Source organism: Colwellia sp. BRX8-9, assembly GCF_014077245.1.
In the GTDB taxonomy this organism is placed as follows: domain Bacteria; phylum Pseudomonadota; class Gammaproteobacteria; order Enterobacterales; family Alteromonadaceae; genus Colwellia_A.
In genome coordinates, this window is sequence record NZ_JACGVN010000010.1 from 20,681 (window position 1) to 41,756 (window position 21,076).

General features: G+C 37.5%; 19 protein-coding genes. 1 reads left to right on the plus strand and 18 read right to left on the minus strand.

What is annotated here, in order from left to right; all coding sequences use genetic code 11:
• Window positions 1–18 precede the first annotated feature (18 nt).
• From H4J70_RS10045 to H4J70_RS20900, 13 genes are all read right to left on the minus strand, one after another.
• Window positions 19–855, minus strand: coding sequence for a carbon-nitrogen hydrolase family protein (locus H4J70_RS10045; protein ID WP_182251056.1), 837 nt, complete (start codon window positions 853–855; stop codon window positions 19–21).
• A complete protein-coding gene (locus H4J70_RS10050; RefSeq protein WP_182251057.1) occupies window positions 848–4,789 on the minus strand; it encodes a YhdP family protein in 3,942 nt (1,313 codons plus the stop codon). Before H4J70_RS10050 ends, H4J70_RS10045 begins: the two co-directional genes overlap by 8 nt.
• Before the next feature lie 422 nt (window positions 4,790–5,211).
• Window positions 5,212–6,678, minus strand: coding sequence for a ribonuclease G (gene rng, locus H4J70_RS10055; protein ID WP_182175473.1), 1,467 nt, complete (start codon window positions 6,676–6,678; stop codon window positions 5,212–5,214).
• Window positions 6,675–7,292: a nucleoside triphosphate pyrophosphatase gene (locus tag H4J70_RS10060; protein WP_182251058.1), complete on the minus strand. Its 618-nt coding sequence runs from the start codon at window positions 7,290–7,292 to the stop codon at window positions 6,675–6,677. Before H4J70_RS10060 ends, rng begins: the two co-directional genes overlap by 4 nt.
• Before the next feature lie 36 nt (window positions 7,293–7,328).
• Window positions 7,329–7,808: a rod shape-determining protein MreD gene (gene mreD, locus H4J70_RS10065; RefSeq protein ID WP_070375567.1), complete on the minus strand. Its 480-nt coding sequence runs from the start codon at window positions 7,806–7,808 to the stop codon at window positions 7,329–7,331.
• Complete coding sequence (mreC, locus tag H4J70_RS10070) at window positions 7,795–8,715, minus strand: rod shape-determining protein MreC (protein ID WP_182244109.1); 921 nt, start codon at window positions 8,713–8,715, stop codon at window positions 7,795–7,797. Before mreC ends, mreD begins: the two co-directional genes overlap by 14 nt.
• 136 nt (window positions 8,716–8,851) lie before the next feature.
• Window positions 8,852–9,895, minus strand: coding sequence for a rod shape-determining protein (locus H4J70_RS10075; protein ID WP_070375565.1), 1,044 nt, complete (start codon window positions 9,893–9,895; stop codon window positions 8,852–8,854).
• Between the two features lie 712 nt (window positions 9,896–10,607).
• Complete coding sequence (locus H4J70_RS10080; RefSeq protein ID WP_182251059.1) at window positions 10,608–11,177, minus strand: PEP-CTERM sorting domain-containing protein; 570 nt, start codon at window positions 11,175–11,177, stop codon at window positions 10,608–10,610.
• 164 nt (window positions 11,178–11,341) lie between these two features.
• The gene (locus H4J70_RS10085; RefSeq protein ID WP_182251060.1) at window positions 11,342–11,806 is read right to left on the minus strand and encodes a type II secretory pathway component; all 465 of its coding nucleotides are present in this window, start codon (window positions 11,804–11,806) and stop codon (window positions 11,342–11,344) included.
• Complete coding sequence (locus tag H4J70_RS10090) at window positions 11,796–12,692, minus strand: PilW family protein (RefSeq protein ID WP_182251061.1); 897 nt, start codon at window positions 12,690–12,692, stop codon at window positions 11,796–11,798. Before H4J70_RS10090 ends, H4J70_RS10085 begins: the two co-directional genes overlap by 11 nt.
• Complete coding sequence (locus H4J70_RS10095; protein WP_182251062.1) at window positions 12,692–13,270, minus strand: prepilin-type N-terminal cleavage/methylation domain-containing protein; 579 nt, start codon at window positions 13,268–13,270, stop codon at window positions 12,692–12,694. Before H4J70_RS10095 ends, H4J70_RS10090 begins: the two co-directional genes overlap by 1 nt.
• Window positions 13,257–13,748 (minus strand): hypothetical protein, encoded by a 492-nt coding sequence (locus H4J70_RS10100; protein ID WP_182251063.1) that lies wholly within the window; start codon window positions 13,746–13,748, stop codon window positions 13,257–13,259. Before H4J70_RS10100 ends, H4J70_RS10095 begins: the two co-directional genes overlap by 14 nt.
• Before the next feature lie 44 nt (window positions 13,749–13,792).
• A complete protein-coding gene (locus H4J70_RS20900) occupies window positions 13,793–14,287 on the minus strand; it encodes a prepilin-type N-terminal cleavage/methylation domain-containing protein (RefSeq protein WP_310733820.1) in 495 nt (164 codons plus the stop codon).
• Between the two features lie 232 nt (window positions 14,288–14,519).
• On the opposite strand from H4J70_RS20900, the gene H4J70_RS10110 reads away from it, so the two are divergent.
• Complete coding sequence (locus H4J70_RS10110; RefSeq protein ID WP_182251065.1) at window positions 14,520–16,148, plus strand: PglL family O-oligosaccharyltransferase; 1,629 nt, start codon at window positions 14,520–14,522, stop codon at window positions 16,146–16,148.
• A gap of 52 nt (window positions 16,149–16,200) precedes the next feature.
• On the opposite strand, the gene H4J70_RS20905 is transcribed toward H4J70_RS10110, so the two are convergent.
• The 5 genes from H4J70_RS20905 to H4J70_RS10135 all read right to left on the minus strand — a co-directional run bounded on the left by H4J70_RS20905 (window position 16,201) and on the right by H4J70_RS10135 (window position 21,075).
• Window positions 16,201–16,656: a prepilin-type N-terminal cleavage/methylation domain-containing protein gene (locus H4J70_RS20905; RefSeq protein ID WP_182251066.1), complete on the minus strand. Its 456-nt coding sequence runs from the start codon at window positions 16,654–16,656 to the stop codon at window positions 16,201–16,203.
• Window positions 16,657–16,700: 44 nt separating this feature from the next.
• Window positions 16,701–17,297, minus strand: a complete 597-nt coding sequence (locus tag H4J70_RS10120) for a type II secretion system protein (protein ID WP_182251067.1) — start codon at window positions 17,295–17,297, stop codon at window positions 16,701–16,703.
• A gap of 139 nt (window positions 17,298–17,436) precedes the next feature.
• A complete protein-coding gene (locus H4J70_RS10125; RefSeq protein WP_182251068.1) occupies window positions 17,437–17,970 on the minus strand; it encodes a hypothetical protein in 534 nt (177 codons plus the stop codon).
• Between the two features lie 139 nt (window positions 17,971–18,109).
• Window positions 18,110–19,345 (minus strand): type II secretion system F family protein, encoded by a 1,236-nt coding sequence (locus H4J70_RS10130; protein ID WP_182251069.1) that lies wholly within the window; start codon window positions 19,343–19,345, stop codon window positions 18,110–18,112.
• A 14-nt stretch (window positions 19,346–19,359) separates the two neighbouring features.
• Window positions 19,360–21,075: a GspE/PulE family protein gene (locus H4J70_RS10135; protein WP_182251070.1), complete on the minus strand. Its 1,716-nt coding sequence runs from the start codon at window positions 21,073–21,075 to the stop codon at window positions 19,360–19,362.
• Window position 21,076 lies beyond the last annotated feature (1 nt).

A 21,076-nucleotide genomic window follows, 5' to 3' on the forward strand; every position in this document is an offset into this window, starting at 1 on the left:
CTTATCGTATTAATTTATTTAATTTGGGCGTTTTAATGTGCTTTCAAATTGATTATGTTCAGTAACAGGCATTGCTGCTCTTACTCTGTCTAGTTCGTCACGGGAAAATTCAACACTAATACTACCAATACCTTGCTCTATACAGCTAAGTATTTCTCCCCAAGGACTGATAATCATACTGTGTCCCCATGTTTCTCTACCATTAAGATGCGTACCATGTTGGCCTGCAGCTACAATATACACTTGATTTTCAATGGCACGTGCTTGTAATAATGTTTGCCAATGTGCTTGACCGGTTACTGTAGTAAAGGCACTTGGTACCGTAATAACATCAGCACCTAACAAGCGAAGTTGGCGATAAAGTTCAGGAAATCTCAAGTCATAACAAATTGTTAAGCCAATATTCACATTTTCAGCTTGCCAACAACAAACTTTATCACCCGCTTGAGTATAGCGAGATTCACGATAACTTTTTTCGTTATCTTCAACATTAGCATCGAATAAATGAATTTTATCGTACTGTATTAACTCATGACCTTGCGGTGAAAAAATACAACTACTGTTAGTAAACTTATCTTCAATTTTGGCTGAGGTTGCTAGTGGAATACTACCAGCAACCAAAAGCACCTGATATTTTTTGGCTAACGTTGCCAGCTTATCTTTTAATGATCGTTTAGATACCGCTAATTGCTCGGCGTCTTTTCCTCCAAAGAACAAACAACACTCAGGTAAAACGACAATATGTTCATCATTCGAAGTAACTGGCGATAATCGAGCTAATTCAGCCTCAATACTCACTAGGTTTTCTTCAACATTGGGTACAGAGCATAGTTGTATTGCCGTAAGTCTAACCATCTAGGTTTATTTCCTTGTGATCTTTTATACCCTCTGTTTTATTTGCTGGTGTAACAGGAGTGATATTGTTCTGATCAGGAATGATATCAATAACTTCAGGAGGTGTTGAACGGCCAACTTTTATATTTTGGGTTTTTTTATCGACGACTTTTACTACGGGTAAGTCAATTGGCCCAGTAACTTCAATTTTATATTCTGAAACAACTTGCGAGGTAATAACGCCATCAAGAGCCAAAGCACCAATAAAGGTCAATGGGTTTAATGTCGCTATCCAGGCAATTGCAGGTAAGCTTGAGGTTAAATTGGGCTTATAAGACATTTTATAATCGAGTACTTGGTCGTTTAAGTTGGTATTACCTTTTATAGATAAGTCGCCTGCCGCACCTTTCATGAAAGTGTTATCGGTATAAACAACGCCATTTTTGACCTCAAAATCTCCTTTAATGGAATCATAGAACATACCATCACTAAAAATATCTCGAAAATCAAACTTCAATTTACGAACTAAGGACTGTAAACTGAGTAGTGAAAATGCTCGGGCTTGATCAGGTACTTCAGCTAAATATCCGTCTGAAAGTTTAACTTGGCTTGTACCGTTAAAGCTTTCTATCGCAAAATCTAATGGGCTACCTGTCCAGTTAAAATTATAGTACATGTCCAATTCACTATCTTTTATCGTTGAAGGATAACCTAATTTCTCGACTTCTTGATCAACATTTTTCGCTTTCAATTTGCCTATAATAGTGGTTTGAGATTCATCGGCATTATGTTGCCAACTGGCATCAAAACTTAATTGTGTTTTACCCCGTGTAGCCGTAAATTTTTTAATGGTTAACGTATCGACAGCAGACCGTTCAATAGAAAAATCAACTTCACCAAAATCAAATTTTCCATAGCTACAACTCGAACATTTCCCACGAATAGGCGGAATATTAGCGAAAATAACATCGTTACTTATCGGTTCTGCTGATGGTTCCTCAACAAGGTTTTCATTAACAAGTTCATCATCTGCCGTTAAATGAATAAAATCAGCATTAAGCTCTATCCCTTGTTGATGCCAATCAGGATAAAACTTAGCTTTGGTACGTGTTTCTTTGGCTTGCAATTCAAGTAACCACCATTGCTCTTCATCGTTAAGATTAAAAGAGACGTCAGTTAATTCTTGTCCTAACACATTAAGCTTTTCAACCTTGCCCCTAATACGTTTAGGCGCACTTAACAGGGCAACATTATCTGCAGCTGTATTTACCGATGCTTGTTCTATGCCATCAAGAATATCAAAAATTAACGGTTGCCACTCGGTTACTGAGGCGGTAGATAAGTTTGTCGTGATATGAAAGCCTTCCGTTGGTAATAACATATGTTCATTACCTAAGACTAAATGTGCTTTAGTAAATTGCACTTTACTATGATTTAACTCACCATAAAAATTTAGCTCATCACCGATTTGTGCGTAAAGTACTGATGAATTTTCCTCTCCAGAAACTTTTACCGCAACATTAAGTACATCATCGGCTATTTTTTTATAAGGCGCAGGTAATGAAAGTGCTATCTTTTCTAAAGTAGAGTCCAGTAAGAGTTCATAACTAAAACCACCTTGGTGGTGCATCTTTAGCGTTAAATCACCTTGCCACGCTAACAGACCCTGACCATATTTTTCAAGTAATTCTGGCAGCTCTTTTTTCCAAACGGTTTCTGGCCACTGCGCTTGTAGGTTAATCAATGTTTGGTAATATTTACGGTTAGTATCCTGGGCTTCTACTTTCAGTACTAAGGGCATTTCTCGCCAATTTAATGTCAGTCCTTGCGTCTTTATTACATCATTTTCGTAGCTCAATTCACCATTCACTTCCGTAAAGTTCATGGCAGGTGCTTGCAATGCTATTTTATTATTCTTGAACTCAACCTTGCCACTTGCCACAGCACTATCAAGATCATTTAAAGGTAAATTTAGTGCAAAGCTACCTGAAATATTTTCTGATACTTGTAGCTGGTTTAGTGTCTCTCCAACCGTGTCGGCCAACGGACTATTGTTCATTAAGTCACTTACTGCATTGGCTTGGGTATCTTTAAAATTCGCGGCAACCGTTAATATTTGTTGGCCAGCTAAATCATCAATAGCAACCTTAACACCGGTAACGTCTATGCCAGTAAGCTCGCCACCTCGACCCGTAATTAGCATGCTGTTGTTAGTGAAATTTAAGTTAGCATCAAAATCATTAATCACCGGCCAACTTGGATCAAACTGAAATTTACTCTTGACCAATTCTGCATTAACAACAAAAATACCGCTATTATCTTCAAATGGGAATTTATCGAGTGGCCCATTAAAAAGCACTTGAGCTTGTGCGAATTCACCGTCAATGATGGCTAAGTTTAAGTAATCGACCAGTTCCTGTCCCATCAATAGATGTGGGTAAAAATAGTTTGCGAGCTTAGCGTCACCTTGATGCACATTAGCGAGTAATGCCATCGTGATTGTTTCATCTTCTAGCGCTTTAATTTCTAAATCGGCGGTAGCATTAAGTTGTTCTGATATCATTTCGATTTGCTGAACTTTCACTAATAGTTCAGCATGATTAAAGTCGACATTAACTTGTGCAGCAATCGATTGGTATGGAATGGGATAAAGAAAGTGTTGGTCAAAATCTAGCTCTCCATTTTGAGCTAACAACTTAACCTGCAAGTTTTTTTGAGTGAAGGTAAGTTCACCACTGACATTTTCAACGCCGGGGATCCCTTGACTAAACGAAGAGGTAACATCCGAAAATTGCGCTACGGCTTTAATATCATCGTCATTATTGAGCAAGTAAACGTCGGTTATCTGTCCAACCGGAGCAAGATCATTTAATAATGTTTCACTTTCTGGGTGGCCAGAAAAAAGTGGATAAAGGTCAGCTAAACCAAACAGCTCTAATGAAGAAATATACGTAAGTAGGCCATTGGCCGTTCTTCTCGTGTTGATGGTTAAAGGCTGCCAAGCCTTATTGTTGGTGTAGAACTGTAATGGTGTGGTCGTAGTGCTTATATTTTTAGCATCGTCAAAATTTTCAACCAAGATATTACCTTCATCGATACGAATACTGTGTAATTCATCTTTAAAAAGCCAGCTCACTTCATTATCGCCTAATGCGATTTGTAATCTGTTGGCTTTGCCTTTGTTTAAGGTATACCAAGCACTAAAATTAACCGATGAATAAGTTTTGTCATTTTCGATAGCAAAAACAGTATCTAGCCACGGAGTTACATTAAGCTTATTCGCTTCAAAGTATAGTTGACCACTTAAATCACGAAGGTCTTGTCCAGATGCATCAAGATTAAATTTAATATTATTAGATGTTAACCCGTCAATAAGCATACTACCCGTAGCTCGATGATGATTACCGTTATTGACCCAAGCAAGTTGGTCGACCAAAAAGGTTCGCGTTTTTGACTCATCTTGTATGGTGATATTACTGTTTATTAATGAAAAGCGATTAATTTGCTGAAACAATACATCGCTGATGGTAGCAATAACCGAACTATCTTCCGCGTTTTGATCTTTTGACGTTAATAATGCTTTATCAAAAAAAACTTGTACACCTGCTAAGGTTATATCTTGAGAAATCAATTTTTGTTGGCGTAAGCTTCCCCAGAAATCAACAGTCAATTCCATGCGAGACACAAATATATTAGCGGTTTGAGTATCTAGTACATTGACTTTTTCAACAACTATCGTCGGCCCGTCAACCGCCCACTCCATACTCAACGAACCTATGCTTACATTGCTGTCATAAGTTTCATTGAGATAATATTGTAAGTCTTGATGAAAATTATGTGCGTAGGGCAAAGATAAACGAAACGCACTGATCAGTACCGCAAAAAGCACCAACAAAATTGCCAATACTTTATACAGTCGATTTAACCAACGATTCGAAAAAGCTGAAATACTCATAAAATGAATTTACTACACACTTAATTATCTTAATTTTTAACTTACGGTGATTGATTTATTTACCGTCAAATCAGGTTTTGAAGCCATTATACTAAATTGCCTACACGGATGTAGGTACTTAGGTTTAGTATGGAACTCTGTACCTGTAAACCTGTGCCTACACGGATGTAGGTACTTAGGTTTAGTCTGGAACTCTATACCTGTAAACCTGTGCCTACACGGATGTAGGTACTTAGGTTTAGTCTGGAACTCTATACCTGTAAACCTATGCCTACACGGATGCAGGTACTTAGGTTTAGTCTGGAACTCTATACCTGTAAACCTGTGCCTACACGGATGTAGGTACTTAGGTTTAGTCTGGAACTATAAACCTAAGTTTAAGTAACAATAAGACCCTAATGGCCTTTATCGATAGTTTTTAATTACATCATAATCACATCAAACTGCTCTTGATTATACATGGTTTCTGTCTGAACTTTAATTTGCTTACCGATGAAAACTTCTAACTCAGCAAGGTGATGATATTCATCATTAATTAGTGACTCACTCACTGCAGAAGAAGCATAAACAGTGAATTTATCTGAATCATAGGCGCGATTTACTCGTACTATTTCACGCAAAATTTCAAAACAAACGGTTTCAACAGTTTTTAAATGCCCTCGACCTGAACACACTGAACATTCTCCACACAATATATGTTCTAGACTCTCTCGGGTACGTTTACGGGTCATTTCTACTAAGCCAAGCTTAGAAAACTTACTAATACTGTATTTAACATTATCTTTCGCCATCGCTACATCTAAACTGTGTAACACACGTTTTTGGTGCTCGGCACTGTTCATGTCAATAAAATCGACAATAATGATGCCACCTAGATTTCTCAGTCTCAACTGTCGAGCAATGACTTGTGTGGCTTCTGAATTAGTATTAAAAATAGTTTCTTCTAGATTACGATGGCCGACAAATCCACCGGTATTTATATCAATCGTGGTCATCGCTTCGGTTTGATCAATAATTAAGTAACCACCCGACTTCAATTCAATTCTTCTATGCAACGCTCTTTGTATCTCATTTTCGACATCAAACAAGTCAAAGATTGGTCGCTCCCCTGGGTAATTTTCTAAAAAAGGGGTTAAATTAGGGACAAATTCTTCGGTAAATTCCCGCAACTGCTCAAAAGTCAGTTTTGAATCGATACGAATTCGTTCAAGATCAATACCAACAAAATCACGGAGTACACGAAATGCTAATGAAAGATCTTGATAGATAGGCGCTTTCATTTGCTTTCTTTTTTTACGGTCTTGCACTTTTTTCCAGACACGACGTAAAAATTCAGCATCATGTTTTAATTCTTTTTCATCAGCACCTTCAGCAGCCGTTCGAACAATAAATCCGTGTTCCTCACTACAATATGGCGTAATAATATCTTTGAGACGATTGCGCTCTTTTGAAGATTCAATACGTTGTGATATGCCCGCATGATTAGCATTTGGCATTAACACCAAATATCGAGCGGCTACGGTAATATCTGTGGTTAAGCGCGCTCCTTTGGTGCCCAGTGGATCTTTAATGACCTGAACCACAATTTGCTGGCCTTCATGCACTAACGCTCTAATGTCAGGTACGTGGTCAGCGGGCAAATCGTCATTACTAATAATGAGTTTAGTGTTGATGTCTGAAGCATGTAAGAACGCGGCTTTTTCTAAATTAATATCAATAAAGGCTGCTTGCATACCCGGTAAAACCCGAATAACTTTACCTAGATAAATATTGCCAACCAAACCACGACGAGATTCACGTTCAACATGAACTTCTTGCAATACGCCATTTTCTATTAGCGCAACTCGAGTTTCACTTGGGGTTACATTAATCAGTAATTCACCGCTCATAAAATTTCTCCGTCGCTGAGGGGGCTTGCTTGGTCTTGAACAGGGGTAGGTAAACCTAACTCAGCCAATAATTTTGCTGTTTCATATAAAGGTAAACCGACTACAGCAGAATAACTACCTTTAATTTGTGTCACAAATTGTCCACCAATACCTTGAATACCGTACGAGCCTGCTTTATCTTGAGGTTCACCGGTATGCCAGTAGCGCTTAATTTCTTCAACAGACAATTTTTTAAAGGTAACATCCGTAGAAATAACCGCGGATAATATTTGTTTGTTTTTTACAACGGCAATGGCGGTCAGTACTTGGTGAGTGTTGTTTGATAACATTAGCAGTTGTTGACAGCATGCTGCAATATTCTCCGGTTTACCAAGAATATGATTGTCGAAAATAACGCTAGTATCAGAACCGAGAACGACACTGCCTGCTACTTGATTTTTTGAGACTACCGTCGCTTTTTCAATCGCCAAACGTAACACATAATCGCTTGGTGATTCATTGTCGATGATGCTTTCATCGATATCAGCAGAAATAGTTTGAAATTGATAACCAAGTTGGCTAAGTAATTCTTTTCTTCGTGGTGACTGTGACGCTAAAATTAAAACAGGCTTCATAGAAAAATTACTCAGTTAACGGGTCAATAACAGGGGTTAAGTAATACGAAAGTGACGACGTACTTTTCTTAATAATAAAAACGCCCAAGGCCACAGTACAATCGTTGTGATCACCGGATATAAATAACTAGGTAGGAACACGGCATCAGTTAAAAACCGTTGCATCCAAAAAACAATTAAATGATATAACGCCGATAAAACACCAACAATGAGTGATTGTTGCCAAACAGAGAAATTTCTAATTTTTTGAAAGTTGCCCGCGATAATATAAACAGCAAGGGCCATCGCCATCGTGTGCACACCGAGAATAGACCCCAGTAAAACATCAAGTAATAAGCCAACAAAACCAGCGGTTATAACATTAACACGCGCGGGTAAGGCTAAGCACCAGTATACTAAGACCACTAATACCCAGTCTGGACGAAAAACATCAATACTCTGGGGTAATGGCATAATGCTGGCGATTAAAGCGATAACCGTAGTAAAAATAATAATCAAAAGGTTACGTATCGACATTATTTAGTCCTGTGTTATCTTCACTTTTTTTATTATCAGGTACGTTTGGTGTTACTACTTTTTGCGAAGGCGCAAAAATCTCTGATGCTTTTTCAGGCCACAGCAATAATAAATAGCGTAATCGATCAATTTTAGCGACCGGCTGACTTTGTACTAAAGCAAAGGCATTTGCATCATTCTGTGAAACTTTGGTCACTCGTGCAACAGGATACCCTTCAGGGTACTTATCACCAAGACCTGAAGTTACTAATAAATCACCCGTGCGAACATCCGTACTGTGTTGCACAAAATTATGGGTTAATCTGTCTATTTGTCCTGTTCCTGAAGCGACTAAACGCACACCATTTCGACTAACTCTAACAGGTACGGCGTGAGTGACATCAGTAATTAAAATAACCCGACTACTATTAATGCCCACATGTAATACTTGCCCAACAATACCTTCATCGTCAATAACAGGTTGACCTTCAAAGACACCATCATCACTGCCACGGTTAATAACGACTTGCTGACTATACGGATCAGAGTCGACTGATATTATTTCAGCGACCATTTTCTTTACTTCACCACGTATCGGCGAGGCCAGTAATAAACGCAACCGCGTATTTTCTTTCTTGATAATTTCAAGTTCTAATAGTTGTTGATGAAAACGCAATTCTTCAACTTTATATTGCTGGTTATCACTGAGTAGTTGTCGCCGCGTAACAATATTTTCGGCAGCCCAAGTCATGACTTGCTTAGGAGTCGTCGCTAAATACTGTAAGGGGCTGACCAGAGACTGTAAATAACCTCGAATATTTTCAAAGCTATTCATTTTGTGATCGAAAAAAATTAAAGACACAGAACAAAACAGCACCAACAAGAGGCGGTGCTGAGGGGAAGGGCCATGTTTAAATATTGGATTCATATAAACCTAAAATTTATTTAGGGAATGGTCATCGTTAAGCTACATAGGTAAATTTAAGTAATAAATACAAGATGACATCAGTCAATAAGTACTTCTACCCGCTAAATTTACCCTACAACGACAGACGGAAGGTTACTTATTCATAAGAGAATAAATCGCCGCCGTGCATATCAATCATCTCAAGCGCTTTACCACCACCAAGAGCCACACACGTAAGTGGATCATCAGCAACGACAACAGGAATGCCAGTTTCTTCCATTAATAAACGATCCAAGTCACGTAATAATGCGCCACCACCAGTAAGTACCATACCACGTTCTGAAATGTCAGAGGCTAGTTCTGGTGGCGCTTGCTCTAAAGCAACCATAATAGCACTAACAATGCCGGTTAGTGGTTCTTGTAGTGCTTCTAATATTTCATTGCTGTTCAACGTAAAACTACGAGGAACACCTTCAGCTAAGTTACGGCCACGTACTTCAATTTCTAATACTTCTTCACCTGGGTAGGCTGAACCAATTTCATGTTTAATACGCTCAGCGGTTGCTTCGCCAATTAAACTACCAAAATTACGACGTACGTAATTGATAATGGCATCGTCAAACTTATCGCCACCGATACGTACAGAAGAAGAATAAACCACACCGTTCAATGAAATAATACCGACTTCAGTGGTACCACCACCAATATCAACTACCATCGAACCTGTAGCTTCTGAAACGGGCATACCTGCACCAATAGCCGCAGCCATTGGTTCGTCAATAAGATAAACTTCACGGGCGCCAGCACCAAGTGCAGACTCACGAATAGCGCGACGTTCAACTTGAGTAGAACCGCAAGGAACACAAACAAGTACACGAGGACTTGGGCGTAAAAAATTATTACTGTGAACTTGTTTAATAAAGTATTGCAGCATTTTTTCAGTAACAAAAAAGTTAGCGATAACACCATCTTTCATTGGGCGAATAGCTTCAATATTACCTGGCGTTCTGCCCAGCATTTGTTTTGCAGCAGAACCTACTGCAGCTACACTTTTTGAACCACCAGAGCGGTCTTGGCGAATAGCAACTACCGAAGGCTCATTCAAAACGATGCCTTGGTCTTTTACATAAATAAGAGTGTTCGCCGTTCCTAAATCTATTGATAAATCATTAGAAAACATGCCGCGTAATTTTTTAAACATAAGATCTAAATATCCTAAAGTGTTATAAAAAGAGAATTAATCTCTTTTATTCTCAACAAAGCATTGAGTTAATCAATGAGCATTTTGTCAAGTTTGTTAATAATATATTATATGGGCTAATCATACCTGAGTGTTTCAAATTTGTGTTGTTTGAATGATAAAAAACATCACTTTTTTAGCATATTTTTAATGACTAAGCCAAAATTGAGGGAATTGTTAATCAATAATGTATTAAATCCCTCATTCTTGTTAAAAAGTCATAGTAACATTTTCTCGATTTGGACAAAATGTTACAATTGCACAATTACGTTTATCGGTTGTGTTACTTACTTTTGCGGTGCAGTTACACTTTCGCCAATCTTTAGTCTTGTATTCAACACCAATAGTTCCCTAATTATTACCATAAAATGACAAAAATATTTTTACACTCGCCGCGAATTAAAAATCAATCTTTTTGGATAACCTATTTAATAAATTTCAGCATTTTACCACGAGATTACCATGCTAATTAATCATATTTATCGGTGAATAAAATTTCATGATGACTAATGAATAAAGATGAATGTTCGGCTTAAAAGCCAACTGTTTTTTATCGGCACATCTTTTCAAATAAATTTAGCGAGCCTAATATAGGTCCTATATAATTATTTTAAGGCAATAAAAAGCCCCGTATTGACGAGGCTGTTTGCACGTAAACGCTACAAATTCGAAACTATTGAATTACACGATTTCTCATGGATAATGCGATTAAAGCAATGGCAAAAATCATAATTGTTGTAGGTTCAGGTACTTGAGCTGGAGTATTGCGAACGTAAAAAGTATCGAAAAAGAAATTGTCATGAACATTAGAAACCCAAACGCTTGAAATGTCACTATCATCTAAATTAAGGCTATCAACACCCATATAGCGTGTATTCCAATATATCGCAGCTTCAATTAAACTCCCATTATCATTGGTAAAATCACTAAGTGTAAGTTCAGATAGTTCAAATAATTCTTCGTTTGTAGTTGCAAATCGCCACCCTTCATTTAGATGAAAATCTTCAGGGCTCATTAATTGATTCCCGTCATAAAACTCTGTATTTACATAAGATGCCCATACCCACTGAAATTGACCTTTAACTATATAAAACTCTTCAGGGATTACATCACTGATTATACAAACCTCATCTTCAGGATCGTCACAAACCCAAACACCAGATTCATCTATTAAGCCAGCATGAGCTGCGCTTGATAACAAATAAATTAGAAAAACAGCTAATTTCAAAGAAAACTTAATCATTATAATTCTCAATTAATGAAAAACTTAGTATATCAACTAGTAAGCACAAGTTATGCCAACCAGTAAATTCCATTAAAAAACAACAGGTTGCTCTTTTAGGTATATATACATAAAGTAAACTGTAAAAATTTCTAACACTTAATGCTAAAACACTGCAACAGACGTTATAGGCTTCTTGCTTCTATTTTAACGGTACGAGATGTTATAACACCGCCGATGGAACATTGACCTGTACTGGTAATAATATAGTAGGTTGTGCCATCAAATTCACCGTCATCATTACAGGTTACTAAAGCTTCGCAATTCTCTAAACCTTTAACATTCGAAAAATCAGGTTCAATTATAATATTTTGGCATGTCGTTCTTATATCAGTGTCATGAGGAAAAACTTCGAGTAATTGCCATTGAGCCCCCGTCTGCGCTGCTGCATATGCACGCGTACCGATAACTTCATAAGCTACAGACTCAGCACTTGATGATAATATTTTAACCAACCCCGCACCAAGTAAAGCCATTACCACAATGACAAAAATAGCGATAACGATAGCACTACCCTTTTGCTTGGCTGTGACTTGAATAACGCAATCATCGCGTTTATGTAAATTTATACTTCTATCGCTATGGAACATTCGGCACCTGTATTTCATTCTCAAATAAAATTTCTTCGAATTGCCTTGTAAAATATAATCGAATCGAAACAATTGCATTTCGCTGCAAATTAGCACCAATCGTACTAAAGGCAGAATCATCTTTTAGATATTCTGCCATTACAGCTCTATTGCTTAAGTTGACTGGCTCGCCGGTGATACTATGACTTGTCACATCGTATCGAATTAAACTATTATTGTCATCGCTGCCTTCGATACAATACATCACAGAGTCGTCGATAAAATATACTCTGTTGGTTGTTGATTCTTCGGCAAATAGCACTGAACTATCTAATGTTAAAACATGCGGGTCTATCGAAGAGTTAGTCGAATAAATTGCACTATCAATAGGATAAAACTTCTGATTAGATGAAAGATAAACATCATTCGAATTTAAAGGGTAAACGATCGCATTAAAGGTTACTACATCTGTAATACTGACCGTGGTCGAAGCTGGCACAATAGTAACTTTATCACTTGCTGAGTCTGGAGCAACGGGGATATCAACATAAATAGCACTAGATTGAATCGGCATAAACTCTAAACAGCCGTTGGTCGTTATCCGTGCACTATTAGGCAACGCACCTCTAAGTTCTCTGTTGAGTCTTTCAATGGCAAACCGGGCAGATGATAATATTTGATCTCGTGCCGATACATCAGAATATATTTGACTGCCAAATTGTAAAAAAGAGCTAACACCTACCGCGAGTATACCCAATAATACCATAGCGACTATAAACTCAATTAACGTAAAGCCTTTTGATTTTATATTTTTAAAATGCCCCGTTTTAAAGTTTTCTTTTTTTGAATGTAAGCAATGAATAGCATTTATTTTAAGGTTATTGGGCTGACAAAAACGAGAAAGCATTAGAAGTTCACCCTATATACCGAAAAAATGTAATCATCATCTTGTGGGCTGCGCACAGTAATAGTAATTAACTTTGTTGTTTTTTCATCATCAACACTTGCATCATATGTTCCACTATAATCACTGTCATAAATTACCGAAACATTCATAGAGAAGCCGACATAAACATCAGAAATAGGATTACCTTGAGAGTTGAGAATGTTATCGTCAGTAAAATTAATCGAGTTGTAATCATCTACATCATTATAATCAACGCGCTGCTCACTGCCGTCAGCACCCAAATTCGCCGATGTAGTACAAAGATCTGCAGAAATTTCTCCACATCGTAAAAAACCACCGGACATATCAGAGTTTTCATCAAAGGCTTTGCCTAAAATTTCATTGATCATGGATTGACCTAATTCCGCAGCTCTGATCTGATGAACTTGAGCAGCACTTTGGCTTGCTAGAGGATATATCAAAGTTGTTAGCACGGCATAAGTAGTAGATAAAACCACGATACCGACAATAATTTCAATCAGCGTAAAGCCAGTTTGTTTTGCAGTACTCTGATATTTTATCTGATTAATTAACAGCATAAATATAGCCTTGATCGTTAATGGCAACAATGAGGGTTTGTTCTTTACCAACTATACTAATTTGGCAAGGAGAAACACAATCAACAGGTCGTCCTAAATGATCAAAAGAAAAAAGTGTTGAACCACCTGCATATTGAAAGCTCACCCCATCTTCGATTATTTTAACGATGGTGGTACTGTTCACATTATTATCAACAAAAGTTGTGCAGCTAACATCTGGAATACCTAACTTATCACTCGTAACTAATACATCATGACACCCGCTAACAGAGGTATCTTGCATGGCACGTAACTGAATACTGCGAAGTTTGGTAACGGTTTCATCTTGATAGATTATTTCTTCATATCCACCTGTTGATTGCATTTTAGGGATTACGGTGGCAGAAATAATACCAATAAGTATGATCACAACAACTAGTTCAATTGTAGTGAAACCAGTTATATTCTTAAAGTTATTATAATTCAATTTATAAAGCATTAACTCCCCCTTATTAAATCTCTTTACTTAGAGAGTTTCATAATTTAAATGCAAGGGTTTACCCCTGCTACAGACTTACGATTTTCGCCCCCTTGCCTGTAATAAGCTATACAATCAAATACAATGCGAGTAGGGGGAGCACCTTCTCTATCGGATCTATATATAATTAATGATCCATCTCCAGCAATGAGCATAGAATAAACATTCTCGTCAACTTCAATCAACCTTTTCCAATCTGCAACATTTGCTTTGGGGTAACCGTAATGAATATTAAGAGGACCATCAGACAAGGCAACTGTTGGTGAATCATTTCTATGGATATTCTGATTTCCAGCAACTATAGACTTACTATAGACAAGAGCCGACGCTCCTTCTAAAGATCCCTTTACAGCTTCTAATGTCGCTGTATGAGCATCAGATGTTATGTCTATGTATTTTGGCGCTACTGTGGCAGCAAGAATACCTAAAATAACAATAACCACGATCAACTCAATAAGCGTAAAGCCTTGAGTAATTTTTTTTGACTGTATTAGTGTCACTTTAGAGTCCATTGATACTTTCACTTTTGAAAAATCTCATCTATTTAATATTAAATAGCATATCGTATTTGTTTATAAAAATATATCTTGTAAACGACAAACAATTAACCGATTAAATATTGTAAATATAGATGAAGCACTTTACTCTTTATGCACTATTTTCTCTGACTAAATTACCGTGACGCTATTTCCCTATTTCCGATTTTTTCTCATTTTATACTTCTGCTTTGCCATGCATATTGTTCTTGAAACACCCGGTGGCACAGGGCTTTATTTGTCATTCAATGTTTTTGGTTGGTTAATCGCCACCATACTTATTTCTTTAGGTCTTTGGCAAATTACTATTAATAAAAAAGTCATTCTTAGTAAATTACAGCTTTACAGTTTATTGGGGTTTCTGTGTTTATGTGTGCCTATGTTTTATGGCAGTGAGTTCAGTGACCACGCTATTCCACGCTTACTAGGTTTGGCCGGTGGTTTATTGCTTCTGTTATCTTTATATCAATTTGATGAATTAAGAAATAACCCTCAACAAGTTCTCTGGTGGATATTAATTGCCGTTGCTCTACAAGCAAGTTTTGGCTTAGTACAATATTTTATTTTAGAAACAGGTGATTGGGGTGGTTATAAGATGGGAATTAGTCGGCCTCACGGCAGTTTTTTACAACCTAATGTTATGGCAAGTTTTATGGGCTTAGGCATCAGTTTGAGTTTATATTTAACTGTCGATGTTGACAAAAAAAAATATGCTTTCCTAAAAAAATGGTTTATTTACATCACACTATTTAATACCAGCTTTCTGATTATTCCACTTTCTTCAAGAACAGGTTACTTAGTAGTTATAATCACAAGCTTATTGATAGCGCCATACCTATTTTTGGTCAATAAAAAACAATTGACTAAATTATTGTTGATCGTACTTTCAGCTTTATTTTTAGCCCAACTTAGTATTGTCGACAAACCTAGTAACCTAATCGAAAAAAGGGTTACAAATATTACGGCTCGTTCTGATATTTATTTAATATCAATCAAAATGATATTGGAAAAACCAATATTTGGTTTTGGCTATGGAGGATTTGAACGTAGTTATCTAGATTTTAATAACCAGTTAAAATTAGATACTTCAGAGATTAACCATCCATTACTGATGTTATCACACCCTCACAATGAAGTTTTATATTGGGTCAGTGAAGGTGGAATTGTTGCTTTATTAGGAATGGCTTTTTTCTTTGTGGCCTATATGAAAAGCTGGCTAAAAATAAATAATAAGCTCGCCAAGCGATTAGCCATTTTAGGATTGATTATCCCATTACTGCTGCACAGCCAATTAGAGTTTCCTTTTTATAGCTCAATAAGCCACTGGTTTATATTCATAATTTTATTATGGTTTACTGATATACAAGGTAGTAGTGATAAAAATAATTTTTCATTCGATAAAACCTTTTTATTACGTTTTGTTGCGGTTTTATTACCTGTTATTTTCCTACCTTTTTTAGCGACAACTCTACATACGGGTATTATCATTACCGCATATGAAAAAAATGGTCACCAAAATATAGAATCATTTGAACAAATCATTAACCCTGTAGCTTGGCAAAGTCGATTTGAGGCTAATATATACAGCCTCATATTAATCTCAGGACTTAAAGAAAAGAATACTGGCAAACTGCAACAATATATTGATTGGGGGTTAAGTCGTGTGCGCTATAAACCTCGTCCGAGTGTTTATTCAAAGATACTACTGTGTTTAAGTGTTTTAGGAAAAAGAGAACAATACGAAGAAGTACTTAAAGAAGCAAAGCACACTTACCCTCTTATTGATGTTTGGGGTAAGAACTTAAAGCTGAATGATATTAAGTGACATAAAAAACCAAGCATTGCTCGGTTTCTTATATCGATAGAGCTGTTATTGATTAGTTACAATCAGTCACTATACTTTTAATATCTGGTCTTACCGTATTGCTTGCACCGGTTGCATTGTATATTGCCTGACAAGTTGTAGGCTCTGCCGCATCATTATGAGTAAAAGTTCCAGGAGTACCAGAAACTTCAGAAAAATCACTACCCGTAGAGTCTATTTCAAGTAACAAACCAATAGTCTCCTCTGTTGGCCAACCACCAGCAAACACAATAGTTGAACCTGCGATACTAAGACTGCCATTAGCAGTTCCTGAAACTAAAGCTTTGGCACGAGCTAAATCTGCGGCTGAATTTAATGCACCTTCAACAGCCTCGACTGTAGCTGAACGTGCATCACCAGTCAAATTAATAAACTTAGGTGCTGCCGTTGCCGCTAAAATACCTAAAATAACGATAACAATAACTAATTCAATTAACGTAAAACCGGCTTGCTTTTGTAATTTTTTCATAATTTACCTTTTAATTTAATTTTAAATTTTTATCTATCTAACGATTAGTTTGTTACTGCAATATTAATCTCTACACGACTAGTCGCAGGATAATAGGTAAAATTGTTGCCTATATTTGCTACACCCGGGTCAACAAAAGCCCCCGTTGTTGCGTCTTTATTCAATGTTTCTGTTAAATAATAAATACAATGTGAGTCAGCGACATCACCTGTTTCAGCAACAATATAATTTGTTGTACTGTCTGAGTTAGCAAATGTTTCTAATGTTGGAGGTTGTTGAAAAATATTATCCCAAATTTCTTTACAGTTAGCTGCGTTGAAGCCATCACCTAATGTTGCCCCATCGGTTAAACCCGTTACATAACCAGGACGCACACCTGCTGCTTCAGTGGTTAATGTTAGACTCACACCATCATAAACTGTGGTGTTATTTGTGCCAGTAGTCGTGCGCCCTTCAGCTTCCCACTGAGCTCTAGCTAGAGAAATACCCGTTGCAAAACCACCTGCCATACCTTCGATGTTGGCTTGTTTAGCTTGATCAGTTAAATCAATAAATTTAGGAATGGCCGTTACCGCTAAGAAACCTAAAATAACCACAACAATGACTAATTCAATGAGTGTAAAACCTGCTTGTTTTTTCATCACAACCTCTTCTATCGTTTTGCTAGCGCTTTGACTAGTGTTATAAATTGATTCTAACAACGATTTACTAATAAAGTCACTTACTTAGTGTACTTTTATAGCATTATTAACGTATATAAAACAAATTCACTACTTTTTATTAATGTATCTTTATTTCAGTAACCTTACCGTTGCTTGGGTGATATTCAAAATATTCACCCGAAGGTAAGCTATATTGGCAAAGATATTTTTGTTGCTGCCCCACTTGATTAGTTTTTATATTGACTATTACTGCTGAAATAGGCTGTTTTATATAAATCATAGGTGTTGCTAACACTTGTTGCCATATTTTCTGACACTCGTTTTCATTACTTAGGTTATTTACAGTTGCTATATCAACCCAACCCAATTTGTTTACGGCAATGCGATTATTTTCGCGATCGCCATTGACTGCTGTTGCTTCTTTGATCAAGACCCAGGTGGGTTTATTATCCATAAACCATTGCGCATGAATACCTATAACTCGTGCGGAAAATGTATTGGCAACAGAATCAAAACCTACACGTGATAAATGCTGCTCTTGTTTAAAAAAATAATAGAGGAATGTCGCCATAAGTAAGCCAATCATAGCGAGTATGATCAGATTTTCAGCTAACGACTTACCCTTTTTAGCACTTACCTGTTGTAATGTCATATTATAACTAACTTAATCCATAAAAATTATTAGGCTATAAATACCTCAACGATTAAATCAACAAGCTAAATTGATCTACGTTTCAAGTCATAGGCTCATTACATTGATAATAATCAAACGTAACAATTAAAGACAAACACTATTTACCTTTAAAGGCCGACATCATGTCCCACATTGGAGTAAATATACCCAGTGCAAGCACCAATACCATAGCGGCAACAATAGCGATCATTATCGGCTCAATACGAGCCGTTAACGTACTCAGTTCGTAATCAACCTCGCGTTCATAGTAATCACCGACTTCTTCTAGAAGCTCGTCTACTCGACCGGTTTCTTCACCAACAGCCACCATTTGTAAAACGAGAGGCGTAAATAACTTACTGGCATTGGCTGAGCGCAATAAACTATCTCCACTTTCAATACCACCGCGCATGGCTAAAATTTTATCTCGCATATAAGTGTTATCTACGGCGTCTGCAACTAAGGTTAATCCTGTTGTTAAAGGAACACCGGCTTTAAGTACAATGGCAAATGTATGGGAAAATCGTGACAGAATAGACCGTTCAATCACCCCTCCGACAACCGGTAATTTTGTTTTTAATCGGTCCCATAAATACATACCACGTTCAGTTTTTAAATAATTTTTTAGGCCAAAGAAGCCAAATACACTTCCTACAAGCAGATGAGGCCAGTAGTTTAAAAAGAAATTCGAACTGGCAATTAGCATTTTTGTAGTCACGGGTAAGTCAGCACCTAATTTTGCAAACATATTTGCAAATGTAGGAACAACAAAAATATTCAAAATGACCATAGCAATCACAATGGCGCCGAGGACAAAACTTGGATAACGTAAGGCGGTTTTTATTCGTTTACGGGTGTCTTGCTCTCGTTCAAGATAATTGGCCAGCTTTAAGAACGAACCATCTAGCTGCCCGGTATTCTCGCCAACATGGACTAACGAAACAAATAGAGGTGAGAAAAGCTTAGGGTATTTACTTAAAGCGGTTGAAAGGGTGTAGCCGCCTTCTAATTGACTACCAATATCAGTTAAAGCAACTTTTAATTTATCAGAAGTACTTGATTCTGCCATACCGTTGATCGCGCGTAATATTGGAACGCCCGAACGAACAAGTGCATACATTTGTCGACAAAAGACAATGAGTTCATCCAGTGATATAGCAGAAAAGCCCAGTAAATCTCCAATATCTATATTTGCTATATCTGTTGAACCGCTATCTTTTGATTTATTAATAGCAACGGGAATAATGCCTTGACGTGACAATTGCTCAGCAACCGTATTAGCGTTTGTTGCTTCTATTGTCCCTTTAACTTGTGAGCCGCTAGCATTTCTGCCTACGTAACTAAATATAGCCATAAGTAAGTCTACTCTTAACCCTGAACGTCAATACTATCAACTAAACGAAGTACTTCTTCTGCGCTAATAATACCCTGTTTAGCATAATTAAACGCCGCTTGTGCTATCGGTGTGAAAGTAGGATTAGCTTTTGCTAATTCAGTGAATGCTTCAGCATCATCACGTTTTAAAGCCGCCATCATCGCATCATTCATTTCTAATAATTCGAATACACCTATACGTCCTTTATAACCTGTATACTGGCATGACTGACAGCCACGACCTTTTTTATAATTGGCTGTTGTGGCTTCATCGCCAGCAAGATGAGTCAGCCACATCATTTCTTGACTGTCTGGCGAATGGTCTTCAAGGCAATATTCACAGACTTTGCGTACTAAACGTTGTGCAATCACCGCGCGTAGTGAACTACCAACAAGAAAACCCGCTGCGCCCATATCAATTAATCGTAAGGCACTGGTAATGGCATCATTGGTATGCAGTGTTGATAGTACTAAGTGACCTGTTAATGCGCCACGTAAACCAATTTCGACCGTTTCTTGATCACGCATTTCGCCAACCATAATAATATCGGGATCTTGACGAAGCGCAGTACGTAGCACGGTTGAAAAATTTAAATTGATTTTTGGTGCGACTTGCACCTGATTTATCCGAGGTAGACGATATTCTACGGGGTCTTCCACGGTAATAATTTTTTTACTCGCTTGGTTAAGTTCGGTTAACGCGCCATACAAAGTTGTTGTTTTACCACTACCTGTTGGCCCTGTAACTAGCACCATACCATGTGGCCGGGTAATTTGGTGACGAACACGGGCGACTAAGTCGGCAGGCATTCCAATTTTATCGAGAGACAGCAAACCTGCAGACTGGTCAAGTAATCGCATAACGACCGATTCACCGTACTGTACTGGCATAGTAGACATACGCACATCAATATTATGGCCTTTAATTTGAAGATTAAAACGGCCATCTTGTGGTAAACGTTTTTCTGAAATATCTAAGCCAGCCATTAGTTTCAATCGTAAAACCATGGCTGAAGCAATTTTATTTTCTTTTAAAATATTTTCTTGTAATACTCCATCTATTCGCTGACGAATGCGCAATAGATTTTCATCTGGCTCAATATGGATATCAGAGGCACGCATCTGCACCGCATCTTCAAAGACCGATTGTAATAATTTACCAACCGTTGCATCACCGCTGTCATCTGAAAATGTTGATGATAAATCGAAATCAGTGGTTTGTTCATACTCTTCTTCTAACTGACTGGCGAATGATTCAATATCTGCTGTGCGTCGATACAAGCCATCAAATGCTTGATAAAGCTGTGACTCCATGACCACGGCAAGGTTTATTTTTTTCGGAGCAAGCATTCTTTCAAGCTGGTCTAGACCACTTAAATCAGCAGGATCGCTCATCCCTAGCAAGACACTTTCACCTTGGTCTTCAATGATTAACGCGCGTAAACGACGTGCATGAACTTCTGGTAATAATGAGGCGACTTCATTGGGAATACGACGTTGACTAATATCTAAGAAAGGTACATTAAGCTGTTGCGCTAAGAACTCTTGTAATTGACGCTCGCCGATGTGGCCAAGTTCAATTAAGGTATCGCCTAGTTTTCGTCCTGTCGCTTTCTGGCTATTCAGTGCCTGCATTAATTGTTCATTAGTAATGATATGCTCGTGTACTAATAAATCGCCTAGGCGCATTTTTAATTTAGGTGCTGCCATA

What these genes read in the sequence shown, in the direction of transcription:
- H4J70_RS10045 (WP_182251056.1), bottom strand. Translation starts at nt 855, where the DNA reads ATGGTTAGACTTACGGCAATACAACTATGCTCTGTACCCAATGTTGAA.
- H4J70_RS10050 (WP_182251057.1), bottom strand. Translation starts at nt 4,789, where the DNA reads ATGAGTATTTCAGCTTTTTCGAATCGTTGGTTAAATCGACTGTATAAA.
- rng (WP_182175473.1), bottom strand. Translation starts at nt 6,678, where the DNA reads ATGAGCGGTGAATTACTGATTAATGTAACCCCAAGTGAAACTCGAGTT.
- H4J70_RS10060 (WP_182251058.1), bottom strand. Translation starts at nt 7,292, where the DNA reads ATGAAGCCTGTTTTAATTTTAGCGTCACAGTCACCACGAAGAAAAGAA.
- mreD (WP_070375567.1), bottom strand. Translation starts at nt 7,808, where the DNA reads ATGTCGATACGTAACCTTTTGATTATTATTTTTACTACGGTTATCGCT.
- mreC (WP_182244109.1), bottom strand. Translation starts at nt 8,715, where the DNA reads ATGAATCCAATATTTAAACATGGCCCTTCCCCTCAGCACCGCCTCTTG.
- H4J70_RS10075 (WP_070375565.1), bottom strand. Translation starts at nt 9,895, where the DNA reads ATGTTTAAAAAATTACGCGGCATGTTTTCTAATGATTTATCAATAGAT.
- H4J70_RS10080 (WP_182251059.1), bottom strand. Translation starts at nt 11,177, where the DNA reads ATGATTAAGTTTTCTTTGAAATTAGCTGTTTTTCTAATTTATTTGTTA.
- H4J70_RS10085 (WP_182251060.1), bottom strand. Translation starts at nt 11,806, where the DNA reads ATGTTCCATAGCGATAGAAGTATAAATTTACATAAACGCGATGATTGC.
- H4J70_RS10090 (WP_182251061.1), bottom strand. Translation starts at nt 12,692, where the DNA reads ATGCTTTCTCGTTTTTGTCAGCCCAATAACCTTAAAATAAATGCTATT.
- H4J70_RS10095 (WP_182251062.1), bottom strand. Translation starts at nt 13,270, where the DNA reads ATGCTGTTAATTAATCAGATAAAATATCAGAGTACTGCAAAACAAACT.
- H4J70_RS10100 (WP_182251063.1), bottom strand. Translation starts at nt 13,748, where the DNA reads ATGCTTTATAAATTGAATTATAATAACTTTAAGAATATAACTGGTTTC.
- H4J70_RS10110 (WP_182251065.1), top strand. Translation starts at nt 14,520, where the DNA reads ATGCATATTGTTCTTGAAACACCCGGTGGCACAGGGCTTTATTTGTCA.
- H4J70_RS20905 (WP_182251066.1), bottom strand. Translation starts at nt 16,656, where the DNA reads ATGAAAAAATTACAAAAGCAAGCCGGTTTTACGTTAATTGAATTAGTT.
- H4J70_RS10120 (WP_182251067.1), bottom strand. Translation starts at nt 17,297, where the DNA reads ATGAAAAAACAAGCAGGTTTTACACTCATTGAATTAGTCATTGTTGTG.
- H4J70_RS10125 (WP_182251068.1), bottom strand. Translation starts at nt 17,970, where the DNA reads ATGACATTACAACAGGTAAGTGCTAAAAAGGGTAAGTCGTTAGCTGAA.
- H4J70_RS10130 (WP_182251069.1), bottom strand. Translation starts at nt 19,345, where the DNA reads ATGGCTATATTTAGTTACGTAGGCAGAAATGCTAGCGGCTCACAAGTT.
- H4J70_RS10135 (WP_182251070.1), bottom strand. Translation starts at nt 21,075, where the DNA reads ATGGCAGCACCTAAATTAAAAATGCGCCTAGGCGATTTATTAGTACAC.